This is a genomic window from Flavobacterium sp. ov086 (assembly GCF_900187965.1).
GTDB lineage: Bacteria > Bacteroidota > Bacteroidia > Flavobacteriales > Flavobacteriaceae > Flavobacterium.
The window spans coordinates 57,969-80,792 of the sequence record NZ_FZNL01000022.1 but is presented as its reverse complement, the minus strand read 5'-3'; the positions used below and the strand labels follow the sequence as shown (position 1 = coordinate 80,792).

Sequence of the window (22,824 nt, the reverse complement as noted above, 5' to 3'; positions counted from 1 at the left end):
GATTGATAAGTACTAAATTTCTTTTTTTACGAGCATAAAATAATCATTGTCCAAAGAGCGATATCCCTGATCGTACAAGAAGTAGTAGGTGTTTCCTGTTTTTGTTTGTAAAACATTCGTAAAAAAGTCGAAATCGAAACCTTTGTTTATCATTTTATCCCTTGTTGCTTTAGATTTTCCATCTGTATTTAACTCGGACAAAATACGGTAATTTTTTCGTAATTTGTTGTTTACATTACGCATGAAATTAGTACTATCTTTATTTATTTTATTGTTGTAGGCATTGCGGCAACTGTCTGAACAGAATTTCTTATCTTCTCTACCTACCAGTTTTTCGGAGCATTCGAGGCAAGTCTTCATGATTCTATTTTTTTAATTTCATATAAATCAGTTCTTCTATCTTTTAATATTCGTACACTTCCGTGTTCGTGAAGTTGTTTGAGCAGGTTCAAATCAACATCAACAATTAGTGTCATTTCAGTGTTTGGGGTCGCTTCGGCTTTTATACCATTACTGGGAAAAGCAAAGTCAGACGGCGTAAATACTGAGGCTTGTGCATATTGGATATCCATATTGTTTACCTTTGGCAAGTTTCCAACACATCCTGCAATTGCCACATAACATTCGTTTTCTATTGCGCGGGCTTGCGAACAATGTTTAACACGCGTGTAAGCATTTTGCGTATCGGTCAAGAACGGAACAAATAGAATATTCATCCCTTCGTTTGCCAGAATCCTCGAAAGTTCAGGGAATTCAACATCATAACAAATCAAGATTCCAATTTTACCACAATCCGTATCAAAGGTTTTAAATTCAGATCCGCCTTTCATTCCCCAATGTTGTACTTCGTTTGGTGTTACGTGAATTTTGGTATAGATCTCTGAAGTTCCGTCTCTTTTGCATAAAAAACCAACATTGTATAAATTACCATTTTCCAGATAAGGCATACTTCCTGTAATAATGTTGATGTTGTAAGAGATGGAAAACTCCTGAAAACGCTTTCTGATTGGATCAGAATAACGGGCAAGTTCGCGAATGGCTTCAGCTTCTGATAAGTGATTATAATCGGCCATTAAAGGCGCGATAAAAAGTTCCGGAAATAAGGCAAAATCGCTTCCGTAACCGGAAACTACATCGATAAAAAATTCTGCTTGCTCAAAAAACTCTTCCAGATTACTCAATTGACGCATTTGCCATTGAATCAAACCTAATCTGATAACGCTTTTTTCGAGATTAATTAATTTAGGACTTTCGTCATAATAGACATTATTCCATTCTAAGAGAACGGCAAATTCTTTCGATTCTTCGTCGCCTTCTAAATAGTTTTTGATAATTCTCAACACGTGAAAATCATTACTTAACTGAAAAGAAAGAACCGGATCGTGCAATTCTTTATGTTTTACTTTTTCGATATAATTTTTTGGAGTCAGTTTTTTGGCATATTGTCCATAATTAGGAATCCTGCCGGCAAAAACAATTGCTTTTAGATTAAGTTGTTCGCAAAGCTCTTTTCTGGCATCATATAAACGGCGTCCCAATCGTAAACCGCGATAATTTGGATGTATAAAAACATCGATACCATATAGAATCTCTGCATCTTTATTGTGTGTAGAAAAACTATAATCGCCAAGAATCTGTCTGTAATTATGTCTTTTATCTACTAATTTTTCATCGACAATAAGTGATAATGCTGATCCAACTACTTTTCCGTCTGCGAGAATTACTAGTTGGCCTTCGGGGAAAATGGAAAGTAATCTTTTGATATCGTCTTCCTTCCAGTAAGAGTCGGCCATTTCAGGATATGATTCAACCATTGAGTCCTTCAATTGTTTGTAATCATCAAATTCTAAATTTCGCAACTCAACTTTATTGATTTTTGTCTGCATATCGTAAGATTTATCTCAAATATACGAAATTATTTCCACTTACAAACGCTTACAAATATTTACAACCGAAAGTAATTAGTTGACAACCGAATATTTATCGAGAGTCGGCGGATCTTTGCCTTGTTGAATTTGATAAACGAATTCTTTTATATGAACATTTAAATAGTATACGCCATGAACGGAATGAAAAACAGAGTGCAATTGATTGGAAACGTAGGAAACGATCCAGAAATCAAAACATTAGAAAACGGAAGTAAATTAGCTCATTTGAGTATTGCGACAACCGAAAGATATAAAAATGACAAAGGCGAAAAAGTGGAACAAACAGAGTGGCATCGTGTTACTGCCTGGGGAAAAACTGCCGAAATTATTGAAAAATATGTCGAAAAGGGAAAAGAAGTAGGTATTGAAGGAAAGCTAGTTCACAGAAGTTATGATGATAAAAACGGTGAGAAAAGATATATTACCGAAGTAGTTGTCAGCGAAATTTTGCTGCTCAGTAAATAAGTTTATTAAGATTTGATATTTAAACCCGACAGGTAAAACTTGTCGGGTTTTTAGTTTTATAATCGAACTTACAAAATGGAAGCTCCGTTTATATCTGTTGTGAGGATTTCGCTCATATAGTCAAAAAAAGGTCTCATATTTTTGAAAGTGTCTAAAGCTTGCTCTAAAAAATGATCACTTAAAACTTCCGCATCAGTGAAACGTTTGATAACCAAAAACTGTTTGTAGCGAAGTAAATCAATTGCTTTATGATCTGTTTCGTAGCCTTTTGGCGCAGTTTTGAGTTGTTCACCTTGCAGGTTTCCAAAATTGCTGATAAAAGATTTTGATTGCAATATTTTTTGCATTGGTTCATCATCATGAGCAAATTCAGCTCTTATGCGTTTTAGGTCTTCGGTATTTGGTCCCCAGAATCCACCACCGAGAAAAGTGTTTCCTTTTTCGATATGAAAATAATAACCGCCGCGGCTCTCTTTTGTTGCTCTGGTATAACTGCCGCCCCAAAAGGTTTTAAAAGGAGTTTTATCTTTTGAGAAACGAATATCACGATAAATTCTATAAACACTTTTTTTGCCGGAAGCTGTTTCCAGAACATCGGTTTTGGAAAGTTCGTGGAGCAACGCACCTGCAAAAGTTTCAATGTGATTTAGCTCGTTTAAGTAGTTTTGTTTATGTGCATCAAACCAAGGTTTGTTATTGTTTTCTTTGAGTTCAGTCAAAAAATCAAGACTTGATTTGGGTATAATAATGTTGTTTTCCATAGTAGAAATTTTGAGTCTTTTTAAAAGTCAGAATGCGAATGTAATTTAAGCATAAAAAAACCCACCAAATTTTCTGGTGGGTTTTTTTATATATAAGTTTAAGCAGTTTTTTTGAATAAATCAAACATAGGACAACGTGAACAACGTTTCTTTTCGCTTTTTTTGTATTTCTCACAACAAGAAGATTTACAGTTTTCCAACTTCTTAATGTTCTCAAGGATAGCTTTATTCTTCTTTTTCTTTTTATCCTTTTTTTTGTCCTTGTCTTTTTCTTTCTTGCTCACTTTTTCCTCTGTATTATAAAAACAGTGGCAAATATAAACAGAAAATGTTATTTTTATATATTCTAAATAAACTTTAACTTTTTTATTTTGGGTTGATTGCAATCGAGCTTGTAACTGTTAATTGCTGAATATCACGATCAAACAAGTAGAGTCCACCTTTGTCATCTCCAATTAAGTTGATTTTATCTAAAATAGATTTAGCAGTAGCTTCTTCCTCGATTTGTTCTGCAACATACCATTGTAAGAAATTATGTGTTGCATAATCTTTTTCTGAAAAAGTAATGTGTACCAATTCGTTAATAGATTCCGAAACAAAAATTTCGTGGTTATAAAGAGCTTCAAACATCTCTTTAAATGTTGTATAAGATGTTTTAGGCGCTTTTAGATCGGTAATATGAGCGTGACCTCCGCGTTCGTTTACATACTTTATTAGTTTAAGCATATGTGCACGTTCTTCGTCTGATTGTGTGTACATAAATTGAGCAATTCCTTCTAATCCGTGTACTTCAGCCCAACAAGCCATAGAAAGGTAGGTTTGCGAAGATTCCGCCTCTATACGAATTTGCTTGTTTAATGCTGCTTCTATATTTTTTGATAACATAATGGTGTCTTTTTGGTAAAGTTAAAAAAAATAATTCAAACCACTTTTTGAAACCTTCAAAACATGGGTCATTTGTATTAATTCTCAATAAAATTAAGGTCTGTCAAATTTAAAGGACTTTGAAAAAACAGCTTTATCAATTAATGGGTTTGTTGTTTCGTCAGGAATAAATCCATCAGTGAATTTGCGCATAACAAATTGTTTTGTCGCAGGATCATAATAACTCAGAATAGAATAATTATCCAGAGTTAAGGTGTTTTGCAAGGTTATTTTTTTGTTTCTGTCTAGAAAATAAAAAATATTATCACTGGCAAAAGGTTCTTGTCTTTGTTGTACAAATTCGGAATTTGGATCTAGAATACTTTCAAAAAACACAGTTTGGTTTTGACCATATTGTGAAAAGTTTAGTTGAAAAGGTTGTAAATCATCATAAAAACTATAATAAGGTCTTTCGTCTTTTGGTACCCCTCCGAGTGTTATATAGGTGTTTTGGTTGTTTTTAAAAGCAGAAATACCAATATCCAATGCCGATAAATATTTTAAAAACGTACTTGTCTTTTTTATATCTTTTGGTTTTTGATCTTCAACTTGAAGTAACAATGGCGAGTTTTTGAATTTAATAGTGTCATTTTTCGAAATCTTGACATTTTTAATAGTTTCGCCGGTATTATAATTTTTTATGTCAATTATAAGTTCTTCCTGATTAGTATTAATTTGATAAACTTTATTATCGAGGAAAAATGAATTACTCAGTTTTTTTGGCTTTTCAGAAACTGGTTGAGGAAAATTCTTTTCCTTTATTTCATAAGTTTCCAGATTGACTTCGAATATTTGCGTTTTTGCAGGATTTTGGTCAAATGTCAATATGAGCGTGTTATCAAGCATATATACTTTGCTTTTTTTAATGCTTCTGGAAAGTGGATTATAATCTCCTACTTCAATTTTTTCAATAGGATAATCTCTAATAAATTGATTGAAAGTTAGAAATTGTGTGTTTTTATTTTGAAAAGTAAAAGTAGAAAAGTCGAGCGGTTTTTCTTCGACAGTATCATTTTTAAACCTGTACAGTGTTAATGTTTGTTCTGCACTGTCTTTAGAAAGGATGTAGAAAATGTTATTTTTTTGAAATGTAGCTATGAAATATTGTTTTGAATATGGGAAACTAAACTTTAAAGGTTTAATAGTCTTGTTGATCATATCGTACTTAATCAGGACAATACTTTTAAAATCTTCTGTAGACCAATATAGAGTTGGATTTTGATCTTCGTCAAAGCTATATCCAATTATTAATTTATCTTCTATATTGCTTCGGGAAGTCTTTAGTTCATTTGTTAAGAACAATGCTTTATTATATTGCAATACGCTAAGATTTTTGTCGTCTGCAATGAAAGCAAATATATCGTGCGTTTTTGCATTTTCAATATTTAAAATCTGACCATATCCTCCTGAATTTCTCATGTTTACAGGATAAGAATTCAATATTGTCTGGCTTAATACTATTGATTTGTATAATAGAAGGAAGAATAGGAAGGTATTTTTCATGCGTTTTCACCAATAAATCATATCAAATGTATCATTTTTTGTTTTATGATTACTGATTTATGTGTGTATAAATTATTAGTTATTCATTTGAAGCTTGGCTAATAATTGTATTTAATAGAGATTTACGATTTAAACTAAATTTTAACACATAAAAAAAGCCCTAAAAGATTTCCTTCAGGGCTTAGTTTTTAGCTTTAATCGATTAGTTATTTTATTCTAAAAGTAACTCTTCGTGCTAGTCTTCTGGCTTCTTCTGAATCTTTTTGAATAGAAGTATCAGCTCCGTCAGCGATAACAGTTAATCTTGAAGATGCAATACCTGCTTTTTCAAAAATAGTTTTAATGTTGTTAGCTCTGGTATTTGATAATTTAGTATTATACTCTGAACTGCCAACCTGATCAGCATATCCAATAAGATCAAGCGATGCAGATGGATTTTTTCTTAAATAATTTAAAACAACATCAATAGCTGCAGTAGAGTTTTCTATTGGAGTAGCTTTATTAAAATCAAAATAAACGCTATAATATTTAGCATTGATCATTTCTTTTATTAGATCCTTATCATTTACTATTGTATTAGTAATAGGTTTTTCGATAATAACTTGTTTTTCCGGAATTTTGCTTATTAAAGCTTCAAGGTCAGCAATTTTGCTTTCAAGTGGAGAAAGATCAACATCTTGTGAGACAACTACCCAGTCAGCATGTTTTGTGTTTTTACCTAAGTAAACATTTAATCCAACCGTTCCAGTAAACATAAGTGCTGAAAAGCCTCTGTTGTCCGGAAGATATGCACCATCAAAAGTATAATCTTGAGAAGCATTAACTATTGTAGAGAAATCACCAGTTAAGGCAACTCTATTCGATAGTCTGATTTGACCCGTAACACCGGCAATAAAATTACCAACCCAGTCTTTTACATCTAAGTCTTTGTGTTCTATTTGACCCACTCCAAAACCAGCATGTCCTAAAAGTCCAAGTGTATTTGTCCAGGTTTCAAAGTTCATGATTCGGCCCAGATTTGCAACCGCTTGTAAATCTACTCTATAGTATTTTGAATCAAAATCTATTGAATTGTTTTTTCCTGTAAAACTGTTGTATCCTAAATCAGCTTTTAAACCAAATTTGTTATTAAACATATATCTTGCTCCCAAGTTGGCAACATAAGGGCTTGGAGTAGAAGTGAAATAACCAGACGTAAATGGTTTCTGAGCTTTATTAACTCCACCATCTAATTCAATAGACCACTTGTTGTAGTTATTTTCTGTAGTTTTTTCTGTGGCACTTTGTGCATGCAGATTCGCTAGACCTACCGAAAATGCTAGCATTGTTACAATTTTTTTCATAGTCATTTGAGATTTTAAATTTTCCCCAAACAAACAATTAATTGTAAGAAATAACCTCCTCAATAAGTTATAAGTATAACAGAATAAGGTAAGAGTTTTTTGTTACTCGTTCATTAATTCCTGAAGCATATCAACAAACTGTCCCAAATGTAATCCGTCCATTAAACCATGATGAACATGAGCTGACATAGCAATTGTTCTTTTTCCTGTTTCTGAAGTCATCATTTTGCCAAATGAGATTTTAGGACAGCTATCCGGAAAAGTATAACTTCTGGCGTGAGAAAGCGAAGTGAAGTTTAACCACGGAATTGCCGAGAAATGTATAACATTATCATTATCAAACGATCTTGTAAAAATTCCGGCTGTGGTTTGAATTCGTTCTGTTTCTTTTAAGGCATTTTGCTCAAATGTTCTAAAATTTGAATTGTATTCGATTAAAGAAAAACCAAAAGTACCATCTTCACGTCCAATTGTTGCCGAAGCATCAATTCGGTCATTAATATAAATTTTGCCTTCATCAATTCGGTATCTGAAATTTTCGATTGAGTTTACAGCAACGAGGGTTTTATGCAAATAATAAATGAAAAAAGAAGCTTTAAGGTCTTTGGCAGTTTGGTACGCTTTTGTGCAATCAATCTCAACAGTAGCGCCAAAAAAAGGTTCTTCCATTTTACAGAAATGCGCAAAATGCTCTTTTCTATTCCAGTTTTCTAAATCTAAAAGTGTTTTCATTATAGTAAGTTATGAACTATTTCTGTAATTTTTTCGAATGAACTAAAATGTTCATGTTCTACCTTATGACTGATTTTTTCGTGTTCCCAAGTGGTGTGAAACGGAATATGAACGGCATAACCTCCAATTTCTAAAACGGGTAATACATCAGATTTCAATGAATTTCCTATCATTAAAAATTCATGAGGCTGAATATCTAAACGCCCTAATAGTTTTTGATAATCAATTTCTTGTTTGTCTGACATTACTTCGATATGGTGAAAATAATGCCCTAAACCAGAACGATGCAATTTGCTATGCTGGTCTTTTAAGTCGCCTTTTGTGGCAACAACCAATTTGTATTTTCCGTGTAAAGATTGTAGCGTTTCTTCGATTCCGTCCAGAAGTTCAATAGGTTTCTCGAGTAATTCTTTTCCATATTGAATGATTTTTTCAATTACCTCAATCGGAATTGTATTGTTCGAAATATTCATCGCAGCTTCAATCATCGAAAGAATATATCCTTTGATTCCGTAACCGTACAAAGGTAAATTCTCAATTTCGATCTTGAATAATTCCTGCGAAATTCCCTGATGAGAAAGATAGTCTTCCATCAAAGCACAAAATTTGTGTTCAGTTTCCTGAAAGTATGGTTCGTTTACAAACAAAGTATCATCGGCATCAAATGCGATTACTTTTAAATTGGGTATTTTGCTTTTATGTAACATAAAGATGTTGTTTTTTTAGTTTCAGGTTTTCTGCTGGACGCAGATTTGTTTCAGGTTTCAGGTTTTCTTTGTTTCAGGTTTTTTCCGTCACGAATTCACGAATTTTTTTGACACAGATTAAATGATTTTAAAGATTATTAAAATATCTGCTTAAATCTTTTTCAATCTGCGTGAAACTTTTTTGCCACGAATTCACGAATGATCACTTTTTTTTGCCAGAGATTTTAAAAATTATCTGTTTAATCTGCGAGAGACTAAAAGATAAATCTGTTTAAATCCGTATTATCCGAGTGCCATTTCTCAATCCTTAATTCTTAGAAAACAGTCTTTTTAATGAAATAGTTTTGTCGTAAAACGTAATTCTAATTCCAAGAAGTAAAATGATTCCGCCGAAAACCATTTGTAAAGTTATTTGTTCTTCCAAAAACAACCAAGCTAAAATAGATGTAATTACAGCCTGACTCAATAAACTTAGCGAAACGCGTGTTGCACGCATATGTTGCGTTGCATAACTAATCGAAAGCCAGGCACACAATTGACAAATAACTGCTTGAAGTACTAACACAAACCAACCAGTATCAGAAAATCCGGTAAAAGGCTGATCTAAGCAATAGCAAAGTATTCCCAAATAAATGCTTGAAGCCAATAAGCTAATCGTCATAAAGGATAAAACATCAACATCTGAAAGTACTTTTTTACTCACTAAAAGATAAATCGAATATAAGATTCCGGATAAAACGGCAAACAAGAAAGCCTGATCAAAATTCAAATCCATAAAAAAGCTAAAACCAACCAAAGTGATCATTCCGAATAATGAAACTGCAGTTCCAATCCAGAAATTTGTAGCGGGTTTTATCTTCAAAAAGAAGAAAGAACCAATTCCAACCCAAAGCGGCGATAAATTCGTCAACAACGAAGCCTGAGTCGCGCTTGAATCCTGAATAGCGATATTCCAAACAGCAACATCCGAAGAGAATAAAATCCCGCAAAGCATTGCTAAAAGCAAGAATTTTGTCTTTGGTAATTTGAAGCTTTTTGTAATCAGCACATAAGGCACAAGTAAAATCATCGCAAAAGTCATTCGGTAAAAAGCCGAAATTAATCCTGGCGCCAATTTCAGTTTTATCAATATTGGGAAGATCGAAATACAAAGTATTCCACAGATTAAGGCTAGTCTTGGTTTGGTAATTTTCATAGGATAACAAAGATCTTATTTTTCTTTAGCAAAAAAAAAGAAAATCTATTCTTAGGTACTAAATGTTGGTAGAAAAAGAATCCCGAATTTTAAATCTGGATTTTTGTTTTTAATCAGCAAATCGTCTAATGACATATTCATTTATTCTATTATCATAATACCCTAAATAATAGTAGTTCTCCATTTTAAATAAAGTTTGAGAAGAAACATCTTTATAAGCGTCAAAAAATGTTCTGATTTTGTCAAATGCTAAAGGCTGCAATTCAGATTTTACATGATTATTATCTTTGTCAAACAGGCAATCTATTTTTACTACTTTTCTATTAGAATAAGAGTTAAAATTACTCAAAGTCGAATTATAATACCCCATTATCCCACCGGCTGCTGCGCTAAGGCCTACACCAATTAGTCCGCCGCCCAAATACATAGGAGTAATTGCTTGTTTAGTCTCAGACGCGCTTCCCAGAGTAATTAATGTATTTTCTCCAATATGGTAGCAAGAAATCCCAGGACTTAATTTGTTTATTTTTCGAATGAATTGCGAACTGGTTTCTAAAACTCGTGTTCCTCCAAAATCACTGCCCACGACACTAATTTCTGAGTTTTTAAAATCAATAGGAGTTTCTGTTGTAACATTGAATTCTTTTAAAACATTCCCGTCAAGGTCTTTTATTGTGAAATAAAATTGATCCGGAGAGGTTTTTATCTGATAAAGTTTATTATCAATAAGAAAAGAATTAGAATTCAAACTGGTACGTAGAACACCACCCATAATAAGAGGTTTTTGAATCACTTTTTCTGTTACAGTATAAGTTTTGAGATCAATTGTATAGATTTGAGTAAAATCGATATTTGAATCCAATGTTATTATTAATTGATTTTCATTAAAATAACACTTTCTTTTTTTGGCTCCGTCTGTTATAGATGTTGGATTTTCGGTGGTAATATTTTGAAGTGAAAATGAATTTTCATAAGGTAATAGAGGTTCCTCAAAAACACCATAAAGATCTGTTTTGCTATTATCACGTTTGTAAAATCGATAATTGCTAAAATTAATAATTTTTGTTTCGTGATCTCCATCCTGATCAAAAACATGAAGCTTAAGGATGTTACTTTGTTTTACAAGACTTAAACTGTAAAATCTGTTTTTTGAACTAAAACTTTCTAATACTTCTTCATTATTAGCAAACAAAGTGGTTTGTTCAGTCGTTATTTTTCGGGTTTTAAAATCGTACAATTGTGTAAAAATCAGATTTCGATCTCTTGACGACCAAAATAATCTAACATTAGAATTATTGGTATTGTAACCAATAATTTCTGTAAATTTTTTACGATCTGGTCTTTCTGTAGAAATACTGTCTGTAATTTGCAATAAATCGTTTAATAGAAAAGCCTTAACTTTTATTTTGTCGCTAATAAATAAAGTAACTTGTTTTTTGTCATTGTCAACGGTTTGAAAAACATCACGATTGTTTTTTAATACAACAGGAGTAGAGTGAACTACTTCTTGAGAAAAAGACGTTAAATAGGTTAAAAACAGAGAGGTGAAAAGTAATTTTTTTAACATTGATAAAGTACTTAAATTTTTGGCGAAGATCTTATTTTTTCTTTTGCAAAAAAAGAAACATAAAATAAAACCCCTATTTTATCAGGAAAGAAATATGTAGAATTTTAATTTAAAAATGCAAATCAAGAATCAAAATGTGCCATTAGGCACAAATGATTGGTAGAAAAGATTAGGTTAAAAAATTCCGTGGCGTGCCGTAGGTACGCATCAAAACGATTTTCATGCGTACCTACGGCACGCTAAATCTATTGCAATTCTTTTTTTGTACCAACCTTTAGTGCCTAACAGCACATTTCTAATTGTGCTTGATTATAAAATTTAGGATTAAACTTGTTTTTGAGTGGTATTATGCATTCATGATTTTCTTGCAGGCATTGTTGATTTCCGTATCCGAAAAAGGACCAAGTGCATTTGCCAACATTTTACGGGTTCTAATCAAACTTACCATTTTGATTCGGAGATCTTGGTCATCGCCCATTTCGGTATGTTTAAAAACTTTATAAAGCAAAATTGCGTGAATCAAAGTTCACGCAATTTAAGAATTTATAATAAAAGATAAATTGTTATTCTTCTTTTTGTGGTGCTTCAATTACTGGGAGAACCTTTGGAGTATCTTCACCTTTTAGGTAAGTTGGTAGATTAAGTCCAGCCATATTAAATAAATCGTTCAATGGCGGTACTGTTTTCATCATTCCTGAAACAAAGTTCGCAGTTGACGAATTTCCATTTTCTCCTTGACCATTTCCAGAATCCCAAACTGTAATTTTATCGATTTTAATATTTTTAACAGCTTCGACCTGAGTTCTAACCAATTCAGGAAGTTTCTCTAAAAGCAATAATTGGAAAGCTTTGGTCGGATCTCCGCCGGCAGCGGCAACAACCTCTTTATAACCTTCAGCTTGTTTAGTTAATATTTCGAAAAGACCTTTGGCTTCAGCTTCCATTTTAGCAAAAATAGCATCTGCTTCACCTTTAGCGTTTTCTCTTATTGTTTCTGCAGCGGCTTGCGCCTCAATAATTGCTCTTTGTTTTGCTATTTCAGCAGGAACTACAATGTTTGCAATTTGTGTAGAACGCTCTCTTTCAGAACGTGCCAATTCAGCTTTTTGTTCTGCAACATATGATTCTTCCAATGCTCTTGCTTGTTGAACTTTCTCTGCTGTTATTGCAATACGCATTGATTCAGCTTCTTTTTCTCTACGTAGTGCCTCTGAATTTGCAATTGCAATCTTTGACTCATTCTCTCCTTGTATTGCGATAGCATTTGCTTCAGATGTTTTTACTCGTGTATCTCTTGCCGCTTCTGCTTTTCCAATCGTTTCGTCTTTTACTGCTGTTGCAATACTAATTTCTTTGTCTTTTTGTGTAATTGCAATTTTCACATCCCTGTCTCTATGTGTTTCAGCTATTTGAGTGTCTTTTTCTCTGTCGGCAAGAGCTTTACCAGTTTCTCCGATTTTTTCTTGTTGCGCAACACTAATTTTTGCTTCGTTAATAGCTTTTGCGGCGGCTTCTTTTCCTAATGCCTCAATATAACCAGATTCATCTTTAATGTCTGTAACGTTTACGTTTATTAATTTTAAACCAATTTTCTTTAATTCACTGTCGACGTTTTTTGAAATATTATCTAGAAATTTATCTCGGTCTGAATTGATTTCTTCAATCGTCATTGTTGCAATTACCAAACGTAGTTGACCAAATAAAATGTCTTTTGCAAGTTCTTGAATTTGTTCAGATGATAATCCTAAAAGTCTTTCAGCTGCAGTATTCATACTATCAGATTCTGTAGAAATAGCAATTGTAAATCTACAAGGAACATCTACTCGGATATTTTGTCGGCTTAAAGCATTTGTTAAGTTCGCCTCGATAGAAAGTGGTTTTAAATCTAAAAACGCATAATCTTGAATTACTGGCCAAATAAAAGCTCCTCCACCGTGAACACATTTTGCAGATGTACCGCCAGTTCTTCCGTAAATCACTAAAATTTTATCAGAGGGGCAACGCTTGTATCTTGATATTAGTGCCGAAATTGTTACAAATAAAACGATTGCAGCAACGGCAATCAAAATTATTGGATTCATATTTATCATATTAAATTGTTTCTACTATTAAAATATTGTTGTTTTCTATTTTGATCACTTTTACTACTGATCCGGATGTAATTTGATTGTTTTCTGTCATAGCTTCTAATTCATGAAATGCGCCATTTACGCTAATCATAATTTTGCCTTTCCCTTTTTTGTTTTCTGGAATCGTTAAATAAACTTCGGCTGTTTTGTGTAGTGTATTCGTGATTTTAAAGGAATTATCTTCGGCTAATTTTTGAACCTGTTTGATAATGAAGAAAAAAAGAAGAACAAATAGCACTCCCATTATTAAAGACAAAATGATAAGTAATGGTTGGTTATTAATAGTTTTGTAGAAGGAAATTCCAGTCCAGCTAAATCCTAAAAGAAAATTTATTAAGTTTCTTAAGGAAAAAAGTTGAAAATCGCTGCTTCCGCTATTCAAGTCAGCGTCAAAATCCGATTCTATATTATCTATTAAGTCTAAGCCTGTGAAGGTTATAATGGCTTGAATAATAAAAATTAAAGTTGTTGGAATGGCTATATACCAAAAAGATGTAAGTAAGTAAGGTAAGTTGTTTAATAGCTCCATAATTTATATTTTGAAGCGAATGTCTTACTTTTAATCGATGGAAGCTAATTTTTGTAAATATTTTCAGTATAATTTATGAATTGAAAAAAGCATGAATCAATTAATATTAATCGTTTCACGCTTTTGTAAAATGTTTAAATGCTATTGCCTAACGGCACATTCAAATTATACTTGATAATAAAAAATAGGATTAAATTTGTTTTTGAGTGGTATTATGCATTCATAATTTTCTTGCAGGCATTGTTAATTTCCATATCCGAAAAAGGACCAAGCGCATTTGCCAACATTTTACTTGTTCTAATCGAACTTACCATTTTGATTCGGAGATCTTGGTCATCGCCCATTTCGGTTAGTAAAATTGTCTCGAAAATTTCGGACAAATGTTCCGGTTGATCTCTAAAATCATCTTCAAACCAAAGGTCTGAAAGAAATTTTGCCATTGCACACATTACATCAGGTTCTGATGTTTTTTCATTTTCTTTTTGCATCATAGAAAATATTAGGTACACGAAAACCACGCTTTAGGTGTGCAAAACATTCATTACAAATGATTTTAGGTAGTTTCCATTCCCTTCACCATGGCGTGGTTTCCGCTATGTTTACGTAATAAGTTTTAGGATTTCTCCTAGAGGTATGAATGTTTTGCAAAACAAACTTACGACTATAAACTCGACTAAAAAGAAAAAACATGAGAAATTTCCCATGTTTTAACATTTCCCATCTAACCTTTTACAAAAAAAGCTAGTTTATCGTTTCACCATTTGGAGCGTCAGTATCTGGATTTACAAATACTAATTTTCCTTCGGCGTTTGTTGTCATTAAAATCATTCCTTGGCTTTCAACTCCGCGTAAAGCTCTTGGCGCTAAGTTTGCTAAAACCGTAACACGTTTACCAATAATTTCTTCTGGCGAAAAGCTTTCGGCAATTCCCGAAACTATCGTACGAACGTCGATTCCTGTATCAATTTTAAGTACCAAAAGTTTGTTTGCTTTTGGCATTTTCTCTGCTTCAATGATTGTTCCTACGCGTAAATCCATTTTAGCAAAATCCTCATATTGAATCAATTCTTTTTGAGGTTCTGGTTGTTTATTTTCGGCAAGATTTGCAGTTTTTGTAGCTTCCAATTTATCTATTTGTTTTTGTATTTCTTCGTCTTCGATTTTTGCAAAAAGTAATTCATTCTGACCAATTTGGTGTCCTGATGGAATTAAATCTGAATTCTCAGAAACGTCGTTCCATTTCAATTTGCCTTCGTTTTTTAATATTCTTGATAATTTAGCCGCAGTAAAAGGCAAAAATGGTTCGGCTAAAATGCTCAAAGCAGCAGCAATTTGTGAAGCTACATATAATTGAGTTTTTACACGCTCCGGATTCTCTTTTATAACTTTCCAAGGCTCTTCTTCTGCAAGATATTTATTTCCTAAACGAGCAACATTCATCAATTCGCCCAAAGCTTCACGGAATCTGTAACGTTCAACCGAACTTGAAATCACGGCTGGATAAGCTTTTAATTCTGTCAAAGTCGCTTCATCACGTTCTGTAAATTCATTTGGAGTTGGGATATGTCCGTCGTAATTTTTGTTGACTAAAACGGCAACACGATTAATGAAGTTTCCAAAAATTGCTACTAATTCATTGTTATTTCTAGATTGGAAACTTTTCCAAGTGAAATCATTGTCTTGTGTTTCAGGAGCATTTGCAGTCAAAGCATAACGCAAAACGTCTTGTTTCTCCGGAAATTCTTCTAAATATTCGTGCAACCAAACTGCCCAGTTTTTAGAAGTCGAAAGTTTATTTCCTTCCAAATTCAAAAACTCATTTGCAGGAACGTTGTCCGGCAAAATATAGCTTCCTTCGGCTTTAAGCATCGCAGGGAAAATGATACAGTGAAAAACAATATTGTCTTTCCCAATAAAGTGAACCAGTTTCGTATCTTCATCTTTCCAGTATGGTTCCCAGTCTTTTCCTTCGCGCGCTGCCCATTCTTTCGTAGACGAAATATATCCGATAGGCGCATCAAACCAAACGTATAGTTTTTTTCCTTCTGCACCTTCAACCGGAACATCAATTCCCCAATCAAGGTCACGCGTTACCGCACGAGGTTCAAGTCCGCCATCAACCCACGATTTTACTTGTCCGTAAACATTAGGTTTCCAGTCGTTTTTATGTCCAACCAAAATCCATTCTGTTAAGAATTCAGTATATCTGTCCAAAGGTAAAAACCAGTGTTTTGTAGATTTCAAAATCGGAGTTTCTCCGGTAATTGTTGATTTCGGGTTAATCAAATCTGTTGCGTTTAGAGTCGATCCGCAATTTTCGCACTGATCTCCGTAAGCTCCGTCGTTGCCACATTTTGGGCAAGTTCCCACAACAAAACGGTCTGCAAGAAACTGATCTGCTTTTGCATCGTATAATTGCTCTGTTGTTTCTTCAATAAAATCACCATTATCATACAGTTTTCTAAAAAATTCCTGAGCCGTATCATGATGAATTTTAGCCGAAGTACGAGAATAATTATCAAACGAAATTCCGAAATCAGCGAATGATTTTCTAATAATTCCGTCATATTTATCAATAACTTCTTGTGGTGTAATTCCTTCTTTTTTGGCTTTCATCGAAATTGCAACGCCATGTTCATCACTTCCGCAAATAAACGCAACGTCTTTTCCTTGCAAACGTAAATATCTCGAATAAATATCTGCAGGCACGTAAACCCCCGCCAAATGCCCAATATGTATAGGTCCGTTGGTGTAAGGCAATGCTGCCGTAATAGTATATCTCTTTGGATTTTGTATCATAACTCAATTTTATTGAGTGCAAAAATAAGCAATAGAATTGAGAATTCTAAGTTTCGCAGAGATTCACGAAGCTTTTCGCAAAGATTCACAAAAGTTTTTTAATCTCGCAAAGACGCAAAGGCGCAAAGTCTAATTTAAAGTTGGCGCTTAATTGCACTTTTAAACAAGGAAAAACTTTGCGGCTCTGTGTCTTTGCGCGAAACTGATTTGATATTTCTTAGTAGTTTTTTTAGGAGCTAATCCCGCTATCCGTTCCAATCTTTTGTGCCGAATCCCGGCACAAAAGGATTTCCACTTCTATCGGGGCTAAAAAAACAGTTTTCATAAGAATGATTTCGTTTGTCAGGCTGAGCGAAGTCGAAGCTCCGTTTGCTGAATCACTTTGCGGGACTTCGACTTCGCTCAGCCTGACAAAAGCAAGAAACTTTGCGTCTTAGCGCCTTTGCACGATTATTTCAACCCAACCCATAAAATCTCCGCGAAAACCTCTGCGGTAAAACCCCATAAAATAGAACCAGTTTAAACTAGCACTTCAATTAAAATCTTAAAAATTTATTTTGCAATCTTTGCTCTCGAAAAAAACAAAAACAAGTTATGAGCAAGACAAAATTAATCATCAATAAAAACGGATCTATAAAAATCGAAGGTGATTTCGAAATCATGGATTCTGAAGGAGCAGTTTACGGACTTCAAGGAAGATCTGCATTAGGACTTTGCCGTTGCGGATTATCTGCAAACAAACCATTTTGCGATGGTGGACACCGTAACAACTTTGAGCACGAATCAATCGCATTCGATTTACCACCGATGAAAACGAACTAAAAAGTTTAATTTTCTGGTTTGAATATAAAAAAAGCTGCATCAAACGATGCAGCTTTTTTTATGGACAATATTTATGATTTGAAAGAATTTTCGAATGAATAATTATTTATAGTCTTAAATAAACAGTATATCTTTACAAAAGAAAGTTAAAACATATAAAAATGAAAAAGATAGCAAAGTTATTATTGTTTCTGAGTTTTGCTTTGGCACAGGCGCAGACACAAAAAGTTGTTTCGAGCGATTGGACTTCCTTCAATCAGACAATTGATATTCAAACTTCCGTAAAGAAAAAATTCAGAGTAATCGCTTCCATAAAAGTAGAAACTACAGAACCGAAATCGTGGGCAGGAGTCTGGGCACGCGTGGATACTAAAAACGATGAAGACGGTTTTTTTGACAATATGAGCGACAGACCAGTAAAATCAAAAGAATGGCAATCATATACTGTCGAAGGAACGATTGATGCAAATAGCAAATCACTAAGTTTTGGAGGATTATGTTTGTATAACGGCAAATTCTATTTTGATAAATTTGAATTACTTATCGAAAATGACAAAGGTGTTTTTGAGCCTTTAGCGGTTTTAAATTCAAGTTTTGAAACTCCAATAAAAGACGGAAACATTCCGAAATGGGGTTTTGGAATATCGAAAGACAATGTTGTTAAAGTTAAAGAATATAAAATTTCTTTGGACAAATCCAGTGTTGATGGTAAAAACAGTTTACTATTAGAAGGAACCGGTATCAAGCCAAGACAAGAAGCGAAGATTGGAAATGTCGAAGGAGCTTCGCCTAAAATTGGTGACATGATTTCGATGCTCGAAGATCTTAAAGGTCGTGTAGAGAGAACGGTTAAAAATATGAGTCAATACGAAATTGATTATCTACATGATGATCAAGCCAACCGAATTGGAGCTCTTGTAATGCATTTGGCTGCTGCCGAAAAGTATTATCAGGTTTTTACTTTCGAGAACAGAGGTTTTAACGAAGAAGAAAAGAAGATATGGCAAAAAGCTCTGGACTTAGATCAAGGCGGGCGAGATGAATTTAAAGGTCACGATATACAGTATTATTTAGATATCTATAATGAAGTGAGGGCAAAAACCATTTCAGAATTAAAGAAAAGAGACGATGCATGGTTTGCTGAAGTTCAGACAAGATATGACTGGACAAATCAATATTGTTGGTTTCACGTTATGGAGCATCAATCAAGTCATTTGGGACAAATTTTGTTTTTAAAGAAAAGAATTCCGCCAGAGCAAAAGCAAACATTTCCAAAAGAGATTAAGAAATAGAAAAAGAAAAACTGCATTATTTAATGCAGTTTTTTTATTTATAGATCTAAAAAAGTATCGTGTTTACTATAATAGTTTAAGCATTCAGTTAGTTTATAGGTATTTACATTAGCATTTTGTGAAGTAGCCAAATCAATAACATCCTGAAAGTTATCGCAGGAATATTCGAACCAATAATCCATTTTTATGACAATATCGGGATAAATTTCTTTGTCATTGTCATCAACTTCAACCGTATTTCCAACGTAAATAATTGTTTCAGGCGAAAGTTGATCATCGTTATTTGGGGCATATATATCATAGGTATAATTGGGATTATAGTTTAATGAACGATCTTTTTTTGCCTGAACAAATTTGATGAAATCACTTAGAATCCAAGTTTTATTTTTAAAATCTGGCATTAATTATTTTTTTATAAATAAAGTTCCCCCTTCATTGTTATAATCGATGAACCGCCAACCAAAATATCCTCGTCGCGATTCATAACTTCAATCACCGAAGGCTGCTTTAATTTTACGCCTTGCAAAATCTTATACTCTTTGTCTGATTTGGTGAATTTCTTTTGAGTTAAAAAACCAATTAAAGGGCCGGCAGCTGTTCCCGTTGCAGGATCTTCATTTATGCCAATTATTGGGTTGAAGAATCTAGTTTCGACCACATGTTCCTGATTTTCGTCAGAAAGGGTGAAACAATAGAATCCTTCAAAATTATATTCTTTCGAAATTTCGATTAAAAGTTGATTGTCCGGAATGCAACTGTTGAGCACTTGACTGTTTTTTATGGGAACCATGGTGTGTGCGACTTCTGTTTTGACTATTGTAGGTACAAAAGCATTTACATCTAAATCCTCAATTTTTAAACCAAGTGCTACTGCAATTCTGTAAGTTGGAATTTCTTGTTTGATCACTGCCGATTTTTGATGCATTTGCACCACCGGATCTTGCGTAACAGGATCAAAACTTACCGTTAAAGGTATCGGTGAATTTTTCATGATTACAAAACGTTCACTTTCATTCTGTTCTTCAAAAATGGGCATATTTTTAAGTAACGCTCCACAAACAGCACCTAACAAATTGTGTCCTGCGCCATCTATTTCGAAACCTGTTGGAGTAAACGAACGAACTTTTAGCGCTTTTTTCTTGGTAGAATAATAGACAAACGAAGTTTCAGAATAACCAAATTCCTTTGAAATGTTTTGATAGATTTCTAAATCTAAATCACCATCGGTAAAAACAACAGACAACGGATTTCCTTTGTAACTTGTATTGGAGAATACATCTAAAACGTAGTATTGTAAGGTTGTTCTTTTTTCCATTGTTTATCTCTTTTTAGCTAAAACTTTTTTCATGGAATAAAGTTACAGTTTAAACTATATTAAAACAATAGTGTTTACAACATTCGTTTTCCTTCGGCACTAAATTTTATTGCTTTCTCCAATCTGGAAAGTCTGGTTTTTTCTTGTTTGGCGCTCATAATCACGTGAATTATTACTTTTTTGTACGATGGTGCCTGATTGTTGAAATATTCCCAAGCTATTTTATTGGCTTTAAATTGCTTTTCGAATTCAGGATCGAGAACATACGCTTCATTTTCATGCGAGTAAATTTTAGATCTTTCTTCAGATCTGAATTCGAAAGCTTTTATTCCGGCTTCTTTCATCAGTCCGGCTTTTGTAAGTACTTCGATTTTCTTGATATTTATTGCGCTCCAAATACTGGTTTTTTTTCTTGGTGTAAACCTGATTGTGTAACTTTCTTCATCAATAGATTTGCGAATGCCATCAATCCAGCCAAAACAAAGTGCCTGATCTACAGATTCTGACCAGGACATAGATGGTTTTTTGCTATTCACTTTGTAGAAACCAACCAATAATTCGGTTTCTTCTTGGTGATGCTTTTCTAGCCATTCTCTGAATTTTTCTTGGGTGGAGAAGAAGGTTGGGTTCATTTTGTCAATTTTTCAAAAAAAATGATTAGTAAATCAATGTTTCTAATAATGAGTGAAACTATTCCAATTATCACTATATAGTTACTCCATTTTTTTCATCATGTTGGTTTTTGTTTGTTCGTTTAGTTCTTGTAAAAGTTAAACTCTTCTATATCGTGATATCCAAAAACTTCAATTTCGGGATGTTCATTTATCAAATTCCTGATTTTATCTAATGTGCTTAATCTTAGATCATTGTCTTCGGCTCTCATTTGGGCCAATTGATTCACCGGATGATCGTTATCAGTTAGTTCTATTCGCATGTAATAGGCATCGGCAATATAAAACAACCATCCTTTTTCTGTTTTTATAACAACGCCGCAATGTCCTAAAGTATGCCCGAAAAGTGGAACAAGAAAAATTTCTGTTTCGGTATTTGTATTGATTTTTCTAGCTTCAAATCCAAACCAATTGAAATCCGATTTGTTATAAGTCTTGATCGTTGGGTTATGAGATAATGGTGTTTTTAAATATCTAGGACTTCCGGAATTGAAGTTTTCATATTCTTCAATTCCAATATGAATGTTTGCGTTTGGGAAATCTGCCAAACCACCAATATGATCATTATCTAAATGCGAAATAACACAATCTGTAACTTTTTTAGGATCAAGCCCCAGTTTTTCGATTTGTTTTATGGCAGTTTGATTTTCATTAAAGCGATATCCAACCATATCAATAAGTTGCTGCCCTATTCGTTCTAATGGTTTTTGAATGTCTAAGAGTCCTATTCCTGTATCTATTAAAATGAGTTTGTCGTTTTCTTTAATCAAAAGGCAATGTCCACAGACGTTATCGTTAACAGGAGAAACAATTTTCACACAGTTTAGGTGATGTATTTTTGTCATTTTTTTTATGTGTTAGTTTTTTAATGGAGGTGGTGGAGGCGGAAGAATATATTTTGAACTAAAGAACGTTAATTATTATTTGTGAGAAAATATTAATCGATTATAAAATTCGCAATCGCTCTTATAATCCATAAAAGGACAATAAATGCAAGAAAAGAGAATTGAACTTTATTCACTTTTTGATTTCCGAATTTCCGAACCAGAAAACGATCAATCAATATGATAAACCCAACGGGAATCAAACCAAACAAAATGTAAATTCCCATTAATCCATCTTCGGCAGAGTTTCCGTTGATTAGGATTATAGCATAAATTATCCCTGCAATAATCGAAAGTATTCCAAAGACAAAGAATAATGTTAGGTTTTTTGGAAGATTCATTGCGCTGAAGTTCTAGTTTTTGAAGTATATTTTTTCTAATTCAATAATTCTATCTTCTACAAATAAAGCATTTTCATGAGAACAGATCATCCTGAAATCTTGTGATGAATTTTCTCCATCAAGTTCTTTTGTTGTTTCTGCTTCGATTTTTTTAAAATACAGATCTCTTTTTTTAAGCCAGAACAATTGCTGATTTTTTAATTTTTCTTGCTCTGACTTGCTTAATGTAGTTCTGATTTTTTTATATGTTATATTTAATAAATTGTCCATTTTGTTGTAATATTCAAATGTACAATTCATCATATTATTCTCAGTGTCGTCGAGACATTTTTGAAGTTCTGTATTTAATTTTTGTATTGTTTTGTTTTCTTGAGAATAAGAAAAGAAGCTAATTAACAAGACAAGAATCAGTAGATGTTTTTTGTTCATGTTTGTATTATTGTTTCAAGAACGAATGGTTTAAAAACATTTTCAATTTGTTAGACACATTATTCATGGCTGCCAGAATTCTCTTTTTTATTTGTGGTTACAATTACAACCCCGGCTTCGGCGAAATTTCCATAAATAGCGATTCCCTTTTGTTTGTCAAGCAGGGTTATTTTTTCGATTTGATTTTTATACAAAGGAAGTTTCTCTTTTTCTAAATCCTGAAAACGATAGGGTTTTCCATCAAGAACAATAATGGGTTCAGTTTTAATTATTTTTCTTTCTGCCATTTGTGTAATGAAATCAAAAAGGTAAAGTTTGTCTTTTCCTTCATCTTGCAGTTCGTATCGGTTTTGCGAATACATGGAAAAAGATAAAAGCGAAATAATTGTTATAATGATGGTTTTCATAGTTGTCGTTTTTTAATTGTAAAGTTATGTCATATTGTTTATGAGCAGATTAAAAAAACAACACTTTTCATGATTTTATTT

The 22,824-nt window shown here is 33.2% G+C and carries 26 protein-coding genes; 3 read left to right on the top strand and 23 right to left on the bottom strand.

All coding sequences use genetic code 11. The features are described from left to right. Window positions 1-12: 12 nt before the first annotated feature. Both CHB81_RS20830 and CHB81_RS20825 read right to left on the bottom strand, forming a co-directional pair. A complete protein-coding gene (locus CHB81_RS20830) occupies window positions 13-360 on the bottom strand; it encodes a hypothetical protein (RefSeq protein WP_089353764.1) in 348 nt (115 codons plus the stop codon). Further along, window positions 357-1,886, bottom strand: coding sequence for a bifunctional GNAT family N-acetyltransferase/carbon-nitrogen hydrolase family protein (locus tag CHB81_RS20825; RefSeq protein WP_089353763.1), 1,530 nt, complete (start codon window positions 1,884-1,886; stop codon window positions 357-359). The genes CHB81_RS20830 and CHB81_RS20825 overlap by 4 nt, the downstream gene beginning before the upstream one ends. A 174-nt stretch (window positions 1,887-2,060) precedes the next feature. Here CHB81_RS20825 and CHB81_RS20820 point away from each other — a divergent pair, with 174 nt between their 5' ends. After that, on the top strand, window positions 2,061-2,393 hold the full coding sequence (locus CHB81_RS20820) for a single-stranded DNA-binding protein (RefSeq protein ID WP_089353762.1): 333 nt from the start codon (window positions 2,061-2,063) through the stop codon (window positions 2,391-2,393). Between the two features lie 68 nt (window positions 2,394-2,461). Here the strand turns inward: CHB81_RS20820 and CHB81_RS20815 are convergent, their stop codons facing one another. The 14 genes from CHB81_RS20815 to metG form a co-directional block, all read right to left on the bottom strand. Beyond that, complete coding sequence (locus tag CHB81_RS20815) at window positions 2,462-3,154, bottom strand: DUF2461 domain-containing protein (RefSeq protein WP_089353761.1); 693 nt, start codon at window positions 3,152-3,154, stop codon at window positions 2,462-2,464. Between the two features lie 98 nt (window positions 3,155-3,252). After that, the gene (locus CHB81_RS27280; protein WP_369597386.1) at window positions 3,253-3,540 is read right to left on the bottom strand and encodes a hypothetical protein; all 288 of its coding nucleotides are present in this window, start codon (window positions 3,538-3,540) and stop codon (window positions 3,253-3,255) included. Then, window positions 3,521-4,039, bottom strand: a complete 519-nt coding sequence (locus CHB81_RS20805; RefSeq protein ID WP_089353760.1) for a ferritin — start codon at window positions 4,037-4,039, stop codon at window positions 3,521-3,523. Before CHB81_RS20805 ends, CHB81_RS27280 begins: the two co-directional genes overlap by 20 nt. Before the next feature lie 93 nt (window positions 4,040-4,132). Then, window positions 4,133-5,581, bottom strand: coding sequence for a hypothetical protein (locus CHB81_RS20800; RefSeq protein ID WP_132022515.1), 1,449 nt, complete (start codon window positions 5,579-5,581; stop codon window positions 4,133-4,135). Between the two features lie 206 nt (window positions 5,582-5,787). Beyond that, on the bottom strand, window positions 5,788-6,924 hold the full coding sequence (locus tag CHB81_RS20795) for an OmpA family protein (protein WP_089353758.1): 1,137 nt from the start codon (window positions 6,922-6,924) through the stop codon (window positions 5,788-5,790). Window positions 6,925-7,026: 102 nt separating this feature from the next. Beyond that, window positions 7,027-7,656 (bottom strand): chloramphenicol acetyltransferase, encoded by a 630-nt coding sequence (locus CHB81_RS20790; RefSeq protein ID WP_089353757.1) that lies wholly within the window; start codon window positions 7,654-7,656, stop codon window positions 7,027-7,029. Continuing rightward, window positions 7,656-8,363 carry an HAD family hydrolase gene (locus CHB81_RS20785; protein WP_089353756.1) on the bottom strand — a complete coding sequence of 236 codons (708 nt, stop codon included), beginning with the start codon at window positions 8,361-8,363 and terminating at the stop codon, window positions 7,656-7,658. The genes CHB81_RS20790 and CHB81_RS20785 overlap by 1 nt, the downstream gene beginning before the upstream one ends. A 307-nt stretch (window positions 8,364-8,670) precedes the next feature. Beyond that, the gene (locus CHB81_RS20780) at window positions 8,671-9,558 is read right to left on the bottom strand and encodes a DMT family transporter (protein ID WP_089353755.1); all 888 of its coding nucleotides are present in this window, start codon (window positions 9,556-9,558) and stop codon (window positions 8,671-8,673) included. Between the two features lie 109 nt (window positions 9,559-9,667). Then, window positions 9,668-11,125 carry a hypothetical protein gene (locus tag CHB81_RS20775; RefSeq protein ID WP_089353754.1) on the bottom strand — a complete coding sequence of 486 codons (1,458 nt, stop codon included), beginning with the start codon at window positions 11,123-11,125 and terminating at the stop codon, window positions 9,668-9,670. Between the two features lie 346 nt (window positions 11,126-11,471). Beyond that, the gene (locus tag CHB81_RS26955) at window positions 11,472-11,648 is read right to left on the bottom strand and encodes a hypothetical protein (protein ID WP_176427562.1); all 177 of its coding nucleotides are present in this window, start codon (window positions 11,646-11,648) and stop codon (window positions 11,472-11,474) included. Between the two features lie 40 nt (window positions 11,649-11,688). Then, the gene (locus CHB81_RS20770; RefSeq protein WP_089353753.1) at window positions 11,689-13,215 is read right to left on the bottom strand and encodes a flotillin family protein; all 1,527 of its coding nucleotides are present in this window, start codon (window positions 13,213-13,215) and stop codon (window positions 11,689-11,691) included. A 1-nt stretch (window position 13,216) separates the two neighbouring features. Further along, complete coding sequence (locus CHB81_RS20765) at window positions 13,217-13,783, bottom strand: NfeD family protein (protein ID WP_176427560.1); 567 nt, start codon at window positions 13,781-13,783, stop codon at window positions 13,217-13,219. Window positions 13,784-13,995: 212 nt separating this feature from the next. Further along, complete coding sequence (locus CHB81_RS20760; RefSeq protein ID WP_369597385.1) at window positions 13,996-14,274, bottom strand: hypothetical protein; 279 nt, start codon at window positions 14,272-14,274, stop codon at window positions 13,996-13,998. Between the two features lie 250 nt (window positions 14,275-14,524). Beyond that, on the bottom strand, window positions 14,525-16,582 hold the full coding sequence (gene metG, locus CHB81_RS20755; RefSeq protein WP_089353751.1) for a methionine--tRNA ligase: 2,058 nt from the start codon (window positions 16,580-16,582) through the stop codon (window positions 14,525-14,527). Window positions 16,583-17,176: 594 nt separating this feature from the next. On the opposite strand from metG, the gene CHB81_RS20750 reads away from it, so the two are divergent. Together CHB81_RS20750 and CHB81_RS20745 are read left to right on the top strand one after the other, a co-directional pair. Beyond that, the gene (locus CHB81_RS20750; RefSeq protein ID WP_089353750.1) at window positions 17,177-17,404 is read left to right on the top strand and encodes a CDGSH iron-sulfur domain-containing protein; all 228 of its coding nucleotides are present in this window, start codon (window positions 17,177-17,179) and stop codon (window positions 17,402-17,404) included. Window positions 17,405-17,565: 161 nt separating this feature from the next. Further along, window positions 17,566-18,696, top strand: a complete 1,131-nt coding sequence (locus CHB81_RS20745; protein WP_089353749.1) for a DinB family protein — start codon at window positions 17,566-17,568, stop codon at window positions 18,694-18,696. 38 nt (window positions 18,697-18,734) lie between these two features. On the opposite strand, the gene CHB81_RS20740 is transcribed toward CHB81_RS20745, so the two are convergent. The 7 genes from CHB81_RS20740 to CHB81_RS20710 all read right to left on the bottom strand — a co-directional run bounded on the left by CHB81_RS20740 (window position 18,735) and on the right by CHB81_RS20710 (window position 22,743). After that, window positions 18,735-19,097: a hypothetical protein gene (locus CHB81_RS20740; RefSeq protein WP_089353748.1), complete on the bottom strand. Its 363-nt coding sequence runs from the start codon at window positions 19,095-19,097 to the stop codon at window positions 18,735-18,737. A gap of 11 nt (window positions 19,098-19,108) precedes the next feature. Further along, window positions 19,109-20,011 carry a PhzF family phenazine biosynthesis protein gene (locus CHB81_RS20735; RefSeq protein ID WP_089353747.1) on the bottom strand — a complete coding sequence of 301 codons (903 nt, stop codon included), beginning with the start codon at window positions 20,009-20,011 and terminating at the stop codon, window positions 19,109-19,111. 74 nt (window positions 20,012-20,085) lie between these two features. Then, complete coding sequence (locus tag CHB81_RS20730) at window positions 20,086-20,643, bottom strand: YdeI family protein (protein ID WP_089353746.1); 558 nt, start codon at window positions 20,641-20,643, stop codon at window positions 20,086-20,088. Between the two features lie 122 nt (window positions 20,644-20,765). Continuing rightward, window positions 20,766-21,527, bottom strand: a complete 762-nt coding sequence (locus CHB81_RS20725) for an MBL fold metallo-hydrolase (protein WP_089353745.1) — start codon at window positions 21,525-21,527, stop codon at window positions 20,766-20,768. A 92-nt stretch (window positions 21,528-21,619) separates the two neighbouring features. Continuing rightward, window positions 21,620-21,907, bottom strand: coding sequence for a hypothetical protein (locus CHB81_RS20720; RefSeq protein WP_089353744.1), 288 nt, complete (start codon window positions 21,905-21,907; stop codon window positions 21,620-21,622). 12 nt (window positions 21,908-21,919) lie between these two features. Further along, a complete protein-coding gene (locus CHB81_RS26950) occupies window positions 21,920-22,336 on the bottom strand; it encodes a lysozyme inhibitor LprI family protein (protein ID WP_089353743.1) in 417 nt (138 codons plus the stop codon). A 59-nt stretch (window positions 22,337-22,395) separates the two neighbouring features. Then, complete coding sequence (locus CHB81_RS20710; RefSeq protein WP_089353742.1) at window positions 22,396-22,743, bottom strand: hypothetical protein; 348 nt, start codon at window positions 22,741-22,743, stop codon at window positions 22,396-22,398. Window positions 22,744-22,824 lie beyond the last annotated feature (81 nt).